This is a genomic window from Helicobacter saguini, from assembly GCF_000762875.2.
GTDB lineage: Bacteria > Campylobacterota > Campylobacteria > Campylobacterales > Helicobacteraceae > Helicobacter_A > Helicobacter_A saguini.
The window spans coordinates 1-13978 of record NZ_JRMP02000013.1; the positions used below are offsets into that span (position 1 = coordinate 1).

9 protein-coding genes are annotated in these 13978 nt (G+C 32.5%); 8 read left to right on the forward strand and 1 reads right to left on the reverse strand.

Annotated elements, in window-relative coordinates:
• The 4 genes from LS64_RS12465 to LS64_RS08255 all read left to right on the forward strand — a co-directional run.
• The coding region (locus tag LS64_RS12465; RefSeq protein WP_202978605.1) for a hypothetical protein at nucleotides 1-2428 on the forward strand (2428 nt) is incomplete at its 5' end.
• Nucleotides 2429-2486: 58 nt separating this feature from the next.
• On the forward strand, nucleotides 2487-3431 hold the full coding sequence (locus LS64_RS08245) for a UDP-glucuronic acid decarboxylase family protein (protein ID WP_034573463.1): 945 nt from the start codon (nucleotides 2487-2489) through the stop codon (nucleotides 3429-3431).
• 79 nt (nucleotides 3432-3510) lie between these two features.
• On the forward strand, nucleotides 3511-3858 hold the full coding sequence (locus tag LS64_RS08250) for a histidine triad nucleotide-binding protein (RefSeq protein ID WP_034573466.1): 348 nt from the start codon (nucleotides 3511-3513) through the stop codon (nucleotides 3856-3858).
• A gap of 134 nt (nucleotides 3859-3992) precedes the next feature.
• Nucleotides 3993-5687, forward strand: a complete 1695-nt coding sequence (locus LS64_RS08255; RefSeq protein WP_034573468.1) for a phospholipase A — start codon at nucleotides 3993-3995, stop codon at nucleotides 5685-5687.
• Between the two features lie 18 nt (nucleotides 5688-5705).
• On the opposite strand, the gene LS64_RS08260 is transcribed toward LS64_RS08255, so the two are convergent.
• Nucleotides 5706-7754: a transglycosylase domain-containing protein gene (locus LS64_RS08260; RefSeq protein WP_052062666.1), complete on the reverse strand. Its 2049-nt coding sequence runs from the start codon at nucleotides 7752-7754 to the stop codon at nucleotides 5706-5708.
• 146 nt (nucleotides 7755-7900) lie between these two features.
• Between LS64_RS08260 and LS64_RS08265 the strand changes: the two genes are divergently transcribed.
• The 4 genes from LS64_RS08265 to LS64_RS08280 are packed head-to-tail and all read left to right on the forward strand — an operon-like array spanning nucleotide 7901 to nucleotide 13840.
• Nucleotides 7901-8437 (forward strand): 50S ribosomal protein L25/general stress protein Ctc, encoded by a 537-nt coding sequence (locus LS64_RS08265; protein WP_034573471.1) that lies wholly within the window; start codon nucleotides 7901-7903, stop codon nucleotides 8435-8437.
• 60 nt (nucleotides 8438-8497) lie between these two features.
• Complete coding sequence (locus tag LS64_RS08270; RefSeq protein WP_034573473.1) at nucleotides 8498-8878, forward strand: ExbD/TolR family protein; 381 nt, start codon at nucleotides 8498-8500, stop codon at nucleotides 8876-8878.
• 60 nt (nucleotides 8879-8938) lie between these two features.
• Complete coding sequence (locus LS64_RS08275) at nucleotides 8939-12535, forward strand: hypothetical protein (protein WP_034573475.1); 3597 nt, start codon at nucleotides 8939-8941, stop codon at nucleotides 12533-12535.
• A gap of 21 nt (nucleotides 12536-12556) precedes the next feature.
• Entirely contained in the window at nucleotides 12557-13840 is a 1284-nt protein-coding gene (locus LS64_RS08280) for a hypothetical protein (protein ID WP_034573477.1), read from the forward strand.
• Nucleotides 13841-13978: the final 138 nt, after the last annotated feature.

The window sequence follows — 13978 nt, forward strand, 5'->3', positions numbered from 1 at the left end:
TGGGGGGTTGCAAGGGGGGATAAGGGGGAGCGACTTCGCAATTCAAGCCCCCCTTGTCCCCCCTTGCGAACGTGTAGATTCAATAAGTAAAGAATTATCAAATAATATTAAAGAATCAAGCGAGTTTGTCAATTCTCGAAGCGAAACAAAAAACGTAGAAAATAAAAAAGATTCCATAAAATTAGTGAATCTAGATTCTAACAACGTCAATATACCCACCCCCCTAGCCCCCCTCCGCAAGGGAGGGGGGAATACCATTACCCAAGATTCTAAACACAACGCAGTTTCTTTAGAAAACAAAGTTTCTTTAGAAAATACAGAATCTAACTCACAAAATTCTAAAATAGTTTCAAAAGATTCTATAAAAAAGATACAAGCAGATTCTAAAAATTTACAGAATCTAGATTCTATAGAATCTAATAACCTATCGCCCGCCCACCACCCTACTTTAGAAAAAGATTCTAATCAAACGCCCATAGAATCTAACAAATTTGAAAACTACCAAATATATAATTTTATCCACCCAAATAACCAAAATTTTATAACTTTCACAATGCCAAGCAACGCCACACCGCCAACGCAAATCACTTACAAAACCCATTTTAAACTAAGCTTTCTGCTAAAACTTTTGCAATATTACCTAACAGGAATTGCCCTATTTTTCCTAGCAAAAATCGCCTTTAACGAAAGCAAAAACACGCAAAAAAGCAAAATTTATAGAATCTTAAACCTAAAAAATCTAGCCATCGCCTTGCTTCTAGTAGCGGTATTTGCGAGATTCTACGAATATATCAACCACAAAGATTTATGGCTAGATGAGGCAAGTCTTAGCTATTCAATGTATGGCTTGGCGTGGAGTGATATGTTTTTGAAAGCCCTGCCAAATGGACAAGCCGCGCCTGTGGGCTTTTTAGTTCTTAGCAAAATTATCGGCGCACCATTTAATTACAATGAATATTCGCTTTATTTTCTGCCCTTTATTAGCGGACTTTTGGTGTTGTTTTTGACTTATAAAATTGCGTTTTTAGATTCTATAAAATCTAGCTTTTTTCCCGCATTTTTTATTACGCTTACTTGCGGTAGTTTAGGGCTTTTGTATTATGCGGCTGAGTTTAAGCAATATGAGGGTGAGGCTGCTGCTGCGTTTTTGCTAGTCTATCTTTTCCTTGCAAATAAAAGTTTTAAGAGCTTTATAATTGCTACGATTTTCTGCTCTCTTTTTTCTTACACGAGCCTTTTTATCGCCTTTGGATTGGGCTTTGGCTATCTTTATCGCGCTATTTTTCAAGCGAATTTCAAGCAAGATTCTAACCTTTTTATAGAATCTAATTTGCAAAATTCTAAGGATGTAACAAATGTTACGTCAAAAGATTCTATGGATGTAACATTTGTAACTTCCAAGCAAAATGCCCTAAATAACGATATTACAGAATCTAATTTACAAGATTTTCAAACAGATTCTAAAAATTCACAAAATCTAGATTCTATAGAATCTAACAACCTATCGCCCACCCACCGCCCTATTAATCACACCAAAAACGTTTTAAATTTTTTCAAACAAAACGCCCTTTACATCGCCATTTTAGGCATATTTGTAGTCGCTTATTACCTACTTTATATCCGCTATCAAGCAGGAGAGCATTTCTATAATTACTGGGCGAAATATTTTTTACCACGAAACTTAAGCGAATATCCTGAGTTTATCCGCACAAATTTAATTGGTGTTTATGAGGGTTTTAGCATATTTGGTGTAAGTGGCGTAAAATATTTTGCGTTCTTTTTGCCTTTAGGACTTGCATTTTTGTATGTTAAAAAACGAGATTTGTTTATCGCATTTAGTATGATTTTATGCGTTTATATTGCACTTTCACTTTTAAGAATCTATCCATTTGGTCATTGGGGATTGATAGGTGGGCGACTTTCCTTGTATATGAGCGTTGTTTTTTTTATTTTAATAACCTATGGTGCGTTATGTTTTTATCAGTTTAGAATCTTGCGTTTTTTATGCAATTTTTCATTGCTAATTTTAATGTGTTTTACAGCTCAAAAAATCACAAAATATGTAATAAACAAAGAATATTATTTCCAACAAACACACGAATTAATTAAATTAATCGACAAAGATTCTAAAATATATGTGTATAATCCATCCACCGCAGCCATGTCTTATTATTTTTACGTCGATAAAACTAGCTTTAATTATGAAACTTTTGGCGTGAAAATCGATGATATTCCAAGAGATTTAGAATCTTTAAAGGGTAAAATTATGAATCTTAAAAGAAAAGATTCTAAAACAAAAATCACATTTTTTGCGAGTCACTATTGGAACGAGCAAGACAAACAATTAATAAATCTAGCAAAAGAATTTGACAAAAATCCTACAATTATACAGACAAAAGGAGCAATTTTAATCACTTTCCAAATTTAGATTCCATAACATTTTAAAGCTATAATTAAAACTTTCATAGAATCTAAAGGAGCAAAAAATGATAAACAAAAAAGTCCTAGTTACCGGTGGGGCGGGCTTTCTTGGCTCACATTTGTGCGATAGACTGATTGAACGTGGAAACGAAGTGCTTTGCGTGGATAATCTTTTCACTGGCACTAAGCAAAATATCGAGCATTTGCTAAGTCATCCGCGATTTGAGTTTATGCGGCACGATGTGACTTTCCCACTCTATGTCGAGGTTAATGAAATCTACAATCTCGCCTGCCCTGCTAGCCCTATCCACTATCAGTTTGACCCCGTGCAAACGACCAAAACATCCGTCATGGGCGCGATAAATATGCTAGGACTTGCCAAACGCACAAAGGCGAAAATCCTGCAGGCAAGCACAAGCGAGGTCTATGGCGACCCTGAAATCCACCCGCAAACTGAAAGCTACAAGGGCAGCGTCAATCCCATCGGCATTCGCGTGTGCTATGATGAGGGTAAAAGGTGCGCTGAGACGCTGTTTTTTGACTACAAACGCCAGCATAATGTCGCCATAAAAGTTATGCGGATTTTCAACACTTATGGTCCGCGAATGCACCCAAATGATGGGCGTGTGGTGAGCAATTTTATCATTCAAGCACTGCAGGGCAAGGACATTACGATATATGGCGATGGCAGCCAGACACGCAGTTTTTGCTATGTGGATGATTTGATTAATGGGATGTTGGCGTTAATGGATTCGGCTGATAGCTTTGCAGGACCTGTGAATATCGGCAATCCGCACGAGTTTAGTATGCTTGAACTTGCAAACTTAGTGCTAGAAATGACAGAATCTAAGTCAAAAATCGTGTTTTTACCCTTGCCGCAAGATGACCCAAAACAACGCCAACCAGACATAACATTGGCAAAAAACGAGCTAAAATGGCAACCAAAAATACAGCTAAAAGAGGGCTTACAAAAAACGATAGAATATTTTAGGGAGTTAATAAAAAGATAATTTGTGTTAGAATCTAAATTTTGTATTTTGCACTTTTTTGATAAAATATCAAATCTTATAAAGTTATAAAGGAATAAATATGAGTGAAAAAGCAGAAAAAGGCATATTTGAAAAGATAGTCGATAGGGAAATTCCAGCAGATATTGTGCTAGAAAATGAGAACTTTTTGGCATTTAAGGACATCAATCCAAAGGCGCCAGTGCATGTGCTAATAATCCCAAAAAAATATGTGAAAGATTTTAATGGAATTAATGCGAAAATGATGGGCGAAATGGGCGAATTTATCCTGCAAGTCGCCGAAAAACTAGGCGTGAAAGAAAGCGGCTATCGGCTAATCACAAACATCGGCAAAGACGGCGGACAAGAAGTCCCACACCTGCATTTTCACCTACTTGCCAAACGCAAACTAGATGGCCACTTTGGGTAAGATAATCTAAAACTAGATTTTAAAAATTGTAAAATTATGTAAAAATGCGGAAAGATTTTGTAAAATACATTTTTTATTTTGGGTGTTTTTAGGAATGTATTTTTGGCTTGTGGCTTTTTAAAATGGAGGCTTTTATGGCTTTTGTTAATAGAATCTTTTTTGTGTTTTTTGCGTTGTGTGGGTCGTTTTTATTTGGCGAAGATTCTAAGAAAAGTATAGAATCTAACTTGCAAGATTCTAAACAAACGTCCAAAAATATGAAATCTAATAATGAAGATTCTATAAGATTAGCCGAAATCACAAAAGATTCTAAAGAAAATATAGAATCTAGTTTAAAAAAAGATTCTATAAGTTTAGCGGAAAATAAAAATATAGAATCTAATTCGCAAGATTCTATAAAAATGATAGATGTGCAAAAAAATTCTATAAAATCGCCCAAAAATATAGAATCTAAGTCGCAAAATACGAAAGATTCTAAAGATTCTATAAATCACAATTTGCAAGATTTTCAATATAAAAATATAGAATCTAGTTTGCAAAATGCTAAGGATTCTACAAATTTTATGCACAATATAGATTCTATAAAATTAGCTCAAAACTCTAAAAGTCAAGATTTAATAAATCCAAAAGAAAATATAGAATCTAATCCACAAAAAGATTCCACAAATACAGAATCTAACGCTCAAGATTCCATAAAAATAGCACAAAATATAGAATCTAAAAACCCTAAAGATTCTAAAGAAAGTATAGAATCTAAAAACACTAAAGATTCCAAAACGGATTCCAAAAACAACATAGAATCTAACCCCAAAGATTCCAAAGAAACCACAGAATCTAAAAACACTAAAGATTCCAAAACGGATTCCAAAGAAAACACAGAATCTAACAATCAAGATTCCATAAAAATCACGCAAAACACAGAATCTCAAAACACACAAGATTCTATAAAAACAACACAAAACATAGAATCTAAACCTAAAAAACAAAAAAAGCCAAAAAAGCCCAAACAAACCGAGCCTATGTTCCCCCTGCTTAATAAAGAAAAAAAAGAAGAACTCTACCACGATGGCTATCTAAACGCACAGGATATTCCAGCCGCGCCCACGCCGCTAAATAAGCTCTCAAAGCTACCGCTTGAAGAGTGGCGTGATACTTATATGATTTATTTGTATAATTTCACGCCGATGTATCAGTCAAATTACTGGCGAAATGAGGCGAAAATCCAAATTAGCTTTCGCGTGCCAATGGTGCGAAATATCTTTAAAAGCGGTGGGATTTTGTATGTCGCGCTAACGGACACTTTCTTTTTTCAGCTCTTTAATGAGAGTGCGAGCAGCCCCGTGCGTGACAATGATTTCCAGCCTGAAATCCTTTATACTTATCCTATGAATATTCAGTTTTGGGGTGGCGCGCTAACTGAGATTACCACTGGCTGGCGGCATATTAGTAATGGCGAGGTGGGCGAGCGAAGTCGCGGGAGTGATAGATGGACTATTAAGGCGATTTGGCAGAGTAAGCACTGGGGCGTGGATGTGGAGAGCGGCTTTCCTGTGCGGCATTATGAGGAAAATCCGGATATTTACAAGTATATCGCTGGGCTTGATTTGAAAATATATATGCGTTATGGTAATCATTTAGCAGATATTACTTTTAGTAATATCGTTCGTAAAAAGGCTTTTTTTAGAGGTAATTTACGTCTTAGCTACACATATAAATACTCGCAATATGTTGGGCTTTACATTCAGTATTTTATCGGTAATAACGACTATTTGTATGAGTATAATAGCTTTGGACATCGCATTGGTGCTGGGTTTAGGTTTGTTAGGTAAAGTTAGATTCTATAGAATCTAAAACATCGGGTTGTCGGCTTCCTCTAGGCGTTCGGTCTCGTTTAGCTGCTCGTAATTTATGCGTGATGCGTCTGTGTAGTAAATCGTCTCGCCTCGCACATTTTGTGTATATACGCCACTTGGCGTCCTAAAATTGCGTTGCATCCCTGGATTTAATGCTAAAGCGCGTTGTATAAAGTCCGCAAATACCGGTGCGGCGACATTTCCGCCATACGCGTTTCCACCGATTGATGTGTTGTCATCTCTGCCATACCACACGATTGCTTCTAAGTCTGGCGTAAAGCCGCAAAACCACGCGTCTCGGTTCATATTTGATGTGCCTGTTTTCCCTGCGATTTGGATTCCATTTACTCGGGCGCGATGTCCTGTGCCGCTATTTACGACTTCTCGCAGGATTGATGTAACCAAAAAGGCTTGTTGTGGCGTGGTTATCGTTGTTTGGCTTGTTTGATAGTCGCGGATTTCACCTTGCGGAGTGATGATTCTAGCGACTACATAGGGCTTTACAATCACGCCATAGTTGCTAAAAAGGCTGTATTCTTGCGCCGCTTTCATAGGGCTAATTGAGAGACTTCCTAAAACCACCGTTAAATCATTTGGGAAATTCTCAAAGCCTAACTCGCGAAGTCCGCTATATAGCGAGCTTTCACCTACTTTCAACGCTGTATCAATCGCTGGGATATTTAGCGATTTTTTTAATGCAGTCTGCATTGTAACAGGTCCTAGATATTTTTTGGTGTCATTGCCCGGGACCCATTTGCCTAGCCTTTTTGGCGAGTCAATAACGATTTCAGCCGGCGAGTAGCCTTTATTGAATGCAAGTTGATAAATAAAGGGCTTTACGGTGCTGCCAAACTGCCTATTTGCCTGTGTGGCGCGATTAAAATTACTCTGTGCGTAATCAATGCCCCCTATCATCGCTAAAACCTCGCCTGTGTGCGGATTTGTCACCACCATAGCGCCATTTAAAGTCGTATCATATTTATGATAGTTTTTTAGCTCATCAGCTGTGATTTGACTTCGCTTCATACCGCTTCGCTCTAAGATTCTATACACGATATTTTCATAGCCTTTTTCAAACGCCTGTTGTGCTATATCTTGGTAATCTAAGTCGATTGTTAGATAGATTTTATATCCGCCGCTTTTTAAATCTTTGATAGATTCTAACTCACGCAAGGCTTCATCTACCACATAAGGCGCTTTATTTTGCGTTAGCGTTTGATTATAGATTTTTGGCGTCTCTTTTATGCTATGCTGAAACTCGCCCTGACTTATCCAGCCTAAGTCATACATTCGTTTTAATATCGCATTTGCGCGGTTCATTGAAAACTTTGGATTACGCGTGGGGTCGTATTTCTTCGGCGACTTTGGAATGCCAACTAGCATAGCGGTCTCTTTAAGTGTAAGCTCACTCAAAGGCTTATTAAAATAGCCAAGTGCGGCAGTCTTTATTCCATAATATCCATGCCCTAAAAAGACGTAGTTTAGGTAACGCTCCAAAATCTGCTCTTTTGTCAAAACCTGCTCGGCGCGAATAGATAGCAAAAACTCCTTTACCTTTCTATCAAGCGTCTTATCACTTGTAAGTAGCATATTTTTGACTAGCTGTTGGGTAAGCGTAGAGCCTCCCTCCATAAAACGCATATTAACTAGATTTTTAAACATAGCCCTAACAATTGCATCAAGATTTACCCCATCATGCTCAAAAAACATCGTATCTTCCACGGCTAAGAGTGCCTCTATAACGCGCCCTGGGATTTCATCATAGGTTACATAGAATCTGTATTCTTCGTCAAATAAGTTTGCGACCAAACGCCCTTTAGAATCAAAGACTTGGGTTATTTCATTTGGGTGGTAATTTATCATTTTTTGTGCTTGTGGGGCTAGCTCTTTATATAGCTGAAAGCCGTAGTAGCCTAAGATTCCAGCGATTACAACGCCGATTGTTAGAAAAAAGTAAAAAAGGATTTGAAAGGTCTTAAAAAAGCCACTGCTGCTTTTTGCCTTTGGTTGCTTTTTGTCAATCTCGCCGTAAATATCTGCCATTTATTGCCCTAAAATTATAGAATCTTAAAATTAAAACTCGTATTATAGCTAAAATTTTTTGTAATTTATACGTAAGATTCTATGTAAAAATATGCTATAATTTTAGCTTTTTAATTTCCAAAAATAATTTCAAAAAAGGAGCGAAAATGCTTGAAGGTAAGATTAGAGATAGTATTAGCAAAAGCAACGCAAAAGCGTTAAAGCGAGATGGTTATCTAATCGCAAATATCTATGGGAAAGGCGAGGCAAATATTCATTGCGCGTTTAAACGCAATGATTTTATTAAGTTTATGAGAAGCAAAACTAGCCTTATTTTCCCTGTGAAAGTGGGTGAAAAGACTTATGATGTGGTCGTGCAGGAGTATCAAAAAGACCCTGTAAGTAGCGATATTTTGCATGTGGATATGATGTTTGCCAAAAAGGGCGTGGTAGCAAAATATAAAGTGCCTGTGAAAGTGCATGGCGTGCCTGTCGGGCTAAAAAATAAGGGCGTGCTAGTGTTTTCGTGCAAGCGAATTAGTGTGAAATGCGATGCGGCAAATCTGCCAAATGAGTATGATTTGGATGTGAGCCCTTTAGATGTGGGACACACAATTTTAGTTCGCGACTTGCCAGAGAAACAGGGCGTAAAAATTATTGACAAACCCTCAAATGCAGTCGTGGGCGTAATCAAAGCGAAATAGGACATGCGTTATAGAATCTAATGTGCTTATGCAAAAAATAAATCTCAAAAAGTTAAATAAATGAAAAAAATAGATTCATTAAATCTTGTGCCTTTTATTGATATTATGCTTGTGCTACTTGTGATTGTGCTAGTTAGTGCGTCTTTTAGTGTTAGTTCACAACTGCCAATTCAGATTCCAAAAGTTGATGAAGAAACGCAAAGCAGTCTAGATTCTAAGCAAATAAATATCGCACTAGATAAAGATGGAGATATTTATATTAATTCGCAGCAGGTTGATAAAATTGCAATGTATGGCTATTTGCGAAGTTTGGAAAGTGATATAAGTGTGATTATCAAGGCAGATAAAGATGCAAACGTGCAAGGTTTTATTGATATTATGAGTGCATTACAATATTTTGGGCTAACAAATGTATATACAGAAGTGCAACAAGATTATTAAATAGAATCTACACAGCACAATATTACAATCAATATAGATTCTATAATTTGGGATGCAATTATGGTAATAACAGACACAAAAGCATTATTACAAGAAGTTAATAAAACTTTAAGATTAGCTACACAAAAAAACAATCATCAAAACACCACAATTGATTTTATTTGTCCAAATTTTTATGCTTTTTATCAATCTTTAAGGCATTTTGGCGATTCGATTTATTCAAATATATTTAAATATATTATGTATTCTTTATTTAATTTAGTGCAAAAAGATTCAAATATTAAAGTAACAATATATACTTTTAATGTAATAAATTACGATATAAATCTAAAAGATTTAAATAAACAGATAACTATACAATATTTGGAATCTTTTAAGGATAAATTGCTTGATTTTGCACCAAGCAGTAGGAAATATATTAACATTCAGTCATATTGTAATATTGATAATTCTATTATAAAATTTATACAAGGCTTTGAAAAAATAAGCAACAATAAAGATATTAAAACCTTAAATAATTTATTGGAATCCATAAACATTAATAAATTACATATTGATAATTTTAAAGATATTAAACAAGAAATTATCAAGAATATTAATTTAATTATAGAATCTAGGATGTTTGATAACATAATAAAACTAAATTTAAAAGATAGTTTTGAATCTTTTTTTGATGATTTTATTATGTTTGTAAGACAACTTATAGAAAGTAGAGATAATGAAAAATATAAATTATTTATTAAATGTATTTTTGATGTTATCATAAACATAACACTTTTATTTAATCCATATACTGCCATACTTGGCATAGTAGGCGTTGGTGGCAGTATAGCTTCATTTTTATATGAATATAATAATTTAGAGAATAAGGCATATCATAAAATTTTAAGTCCTATAGCAAAATTACTTGTAAGCGAATTTGGTGTATTTATCACTTATATAAATACTACCTTATTAAGTTCTGCATTAATTGTTGATAAAAAAGAAATAATAGATTTATCATGTTTTAATCTTATGTCTAGTAAAAACCATTCTAATATAGAATCTAATTTAGCTTTTAAATTTACATTAGAAAATGAAATAGATTTAGATAAATTTTTTATGCAAGATTCTCAAGTTATTAATTTATCTTATAATGCTAAATTATATACCAAAGATATTTTACAAAAACTAAAATATGACATTGCAAAATTTAATCATATATCATATATACAAAGTCCACATTTTAATTCAAGTGTGTTAGCAGAATTAATCGCCAATAAAAATACTACTAGCTCTACAACAATGAATAGAAATTATATAATCATAACAAATGCCCCAACTAAATATAATGCAAAACTAACAGAAACGATAACACAAGAAATATTAAGCAATCATATTGAAAATAAATATACACAGCCAAATCCATTTAGATACAATCAAAACAATAAAAACTATAATTCCAAAAGAAATTTTAGTGATTATGTTATAACATTAGAAGATGGTGATAATAAGCCGTATATATTACAACTATCAGTATTTGTAAAAATTTCAAAAAAGAAATATGAATATTATAAAGAAAAATATGACGATATTAAAAAATATTCTAAAAAATCATTGACTGAAAAACTTATACAATTTGAACCTGAAATGGCAATGTTAACAAACAATTATTTTGATAAAAAAATAGAATCTGTTTTAGTATATAAAAATGAAGCCATAAATTATGAATACATAAAACAATTTTTTAAACAAAAAGAAGAAAAAGAAAGCATTATAAAAAAAGAAATAGAAATGACACGTGAATACATAAATGCTTTAAAAGTATATTATATAAGTATTCGCAATAATAATATGAAATATAGGTCAAACACATACGAATTTTACACATTAATGGATTGTCTAAAAATAGCATTAACTTTATATCATCTCAAAAAACTTTTTTTGAATATAGAAATAGTATTTGTTGAATCTAGAAACATTATAATTAAATTTAATAATGCTGATTGTTCAATAAATATGTTATCTCACGCTCTAATAGGATATAAAAAAAATGCTATTGATGTAATAAAAAATATTTATGATATTTTAGAATCCAATAAAGACTTAAATAATGACAAAGAAATAGAATCTTTTTTTGATAATATAGAAAAAGAAATGCAAGATTCTGAAAGCTTAAAAAAAGAAATCATAGAAAATTATGGAGAAAGATATATACAAGATTCTTACAAGCAAAGTGTGCAAAAAGTTATAAGTGTTAGTGTGTGCAAAATACTATCTAGTGCTTGTCCTTTTATCAACTTTATGCTTGATTCTAACTATATTCAAAGTATGGAGCGAATATTAAAATATATGATTATACACTTCACGCAAGGTTTTGAGCAAAGTTTATTAGAAACAATAGGTATATTTCATTTAATAAAACAACAAATATCACCTGATAAAACTTATGTGTTAATAGATTCTAAAAAATCTAATGAAACTACAAACTCAAAAATAAAGGAAAATACAAAAAAATATATAAGAGCATTAGCTATTGCTGAATTACGTTTAACAAAAAAACAATTAGCACATTTTGCCGCAAAGGAAGCCATAATAACAGGCATAAAATTAAAATTAGAAAACGAAAAGAGACTCAATCTATCAACCCTAAAAGATTCTATAAAAAAACATCTAAAAAACACAAAAACAAAAGATATAGACAAAACGCTAATAGATAATATTTATTTTTATTATGACGCAACGCAAAATCAAACTTACCAACAACATTTAATAGGAAAAAATCAATTTGATATAATTTTAAAAGAAGCCAAAAAACTACCTATAAAAAAAGTTTTAGATTCTATAAAAAATAATTTTAAGTATGCCTTAATAGATGCTGGAGTATCCATAACATTAGAATATATATTTCCTAGTAATTATGAAGCCTTAAAAAAACAATATGATAATATCATACATACTTTTTACACAGATAAATATGATGCACCTTATGCAGTGATAAAAGAAGATTATGTAACATATCCATTTGTAATTAATGATAGTTTTATAAGTTTTGATTTTAAAAAATTATTTTATGGTATTAAATTGCATACAGGTGTTTTTTATAGTCATTTAAACTTTCATTATGAATTAGAATCTAGTGAAGATGCTCATATACTTGCATTAAAAAGATTATTAAGTTATCTAATATTAGAGAAAAAAAGAGCAGCACTTACAGATACTGATATAAATGACCTAGATGATATAACCTTTTTTAATAAAAATTTAAACACCATAAAATTAGGTAATAGAGCAAACATATATAAATTAAAAGATGAAAAAGCTGAGCAAGAATATATAAAAAGTGGAAAAACTATAAGAGACACACCGATACTATTATATAATGAAGCCATAGGTATATTAGCAGACTATGCAGAATATTATTATAACAATTCGTATATAAATAATAAATGGAGACCCGATAAAGATAAGGCTAGAAGATTGGTGAGAGCATTAAATGCAATAGGAGAGAATAATATAAAAGCGATGTATTATGGAGTGGATGATGGTGATGAGTCTTGTGATCATTTAAAAAAGAAAAATCATAGTGAGAAGACAGCAAAAAAAGAAAAACCACCAGAAATTATAGGCAGATTAATCACAAATATAATTATGTCGGATGGTTTATGGATAGGATAAATTCTATACTAAGGAGTAAATATGAGCGATACTTATGAAATTTATGCACCAAATGGTGTAATATTGGATGTAGATAAAAAAACAAATAAGATATATTTTAAGAGAAACAAAAAAGAAACAGGTGATTATACAGAGGCTTATTCACAAGCTTTGTTTAAAGCATGGCATATTATGGAAGATTATAAAAATTCTTATAAACCTATTTATTTAGACCCATCGCAGGTAACAGGACAAAGCTCTACCTTAAATGCTTTTAAATCATGGCAAACTATATATTTAAAAGACCCAGCAAAAGGAGCAATAGCCCCATGGACTAAAAAAGAAAAAGCTTACTTTGAATCCTTAAAAACAAAAAGAGAAAGATATAAATATCTAGTGATAAGAAGTGGCATAAGAAGTGCAATCATGGATATACCGCTAGATGCAATAGCAAATGTAAATGAATATGGTAAATTAATAAATGAAAAATATGAAAATATATATTATGAAATAAACAAAATAGAGAATAAGTATGAGTGGCCATCAGATTTAATTAAGCATGAGATAGGCATATCAAAAGGGATGCTAGGCAATATAAAAGCTTGGCCTAAAGAATATACAGGCTTTTCGGCTAGATTTATACAAGCATACATATTACATATACAACTTACAGGTGGAGATAGTATTTTATCAAAGCCGGGATTATTAGGTGGATTATATGAATATGGACATAATATACCAGGATATGGTCTAGTAGGGGTTCATAAAAATAAAGCTAGAGCAAAAAAAATAGAAAAATTAGCTGAAACATTAAAACCTGATAAATTTGGTATGTTACCATATATTGATGAGATTATGGGTGTAGATTGGGTGTTAGACTGGAATGTTATGCATGATTACTCTACTGACAGAAAAGGTCATAAATTAGACGAATTTGAAGAGTTAGTACAAAATGGTAGTCTAAAAGATCCAAGAGATTCTGATTCCACAAAAGAAACAAGAGAAGCATTTGATGCATATAAATTGAAAACTGCATATTTTGAGAGATATGATGTAGATATAGCTAATGATAAATATGAAGATATAGCATTGACACGTATGGACACGATGCTTTTAGAAGCAAAAGTTATGGCAGTAACACCAAGGCAAGGCTATCCAAATGCTCCTACATACTACACACCAGAGCATCTTGAAGAATTATATAAAGAAGGGAAACTAGATAAAAAACTAGACCCTAGAATCCCAGCAATACAAAGAGATAATTTTCCTCAAAGCTTAAGAGATGAAATAGAATCTTATGCTAAAAAACATAATATTAAAAATTAGATTATATTATTTGTTTGTTTAAAGGAATCATATATCAAAATAAACAAATTACAACATCACTATAAAAAAATAAATTTTAAAATCAAAAATTAGTTATAATTTGAATTTGCAAAATGCTAAATAAATTTGATAAACTTA

Bases quoted from the DNA above. Each gene is read 5' to 3' on its own strand.
- LS64_RS08280 (WP_034573477.1), top strand. From the start codon at position 12,557: ATGAGCGATACTTATGAAATTTATGCACCAAATGGTGTAATATTGGAT.
- LS64_RS08275 (WP_034573475.1), top strand. From the start codon at position 8,939: ATGGTAATAACAGACACAAAAGCATTATTACAAGAAGTTAATAAAACT.
- LS64_RS08250 (WP_034573466.1), top strand. From the start codon at position 3,511: ATGAGTGAAAAAGCAGAAAAAGGCATATTTGAAAAGATAGTCGATAGG.
- LS64_RS08245 (WP_034573463.1), top strand. From the start codon at position 2,487: ATGATAAACAAAAAAGTCCTAGTTACCGGTGGGGCGGGCTTTCTTGGC.
- LS64_RS08265 (WP_034573471.1), top strand. From the start codon at position 7,901: ATGCTTGAAGGTAAGATTAGAGATAGTATTAGCAAAAGCAACGCAAAA.
- LS64_RS08255 (WP_034573468.1), top strand. From the start codon at position 3,993: ATGGCTTTTGTTAATAGAATCTTTTTTGTGTTTTTTGCGTTGTGTGGG.
- LS64_RS08270 (WP_034573473.1), top strand. From the start codon at position 8,498: ATGAAAAAAATAGATTCATTAAATCTTGTGCCTTTTATTGATATTATG.
- LS64_RS08260 (WP_052062666.1), bottom strand. From the start codon at position 7,754: ATGGCAGATATTTACGGCGAGATTGACAAAAAGCAACCAAAGGCAAAA.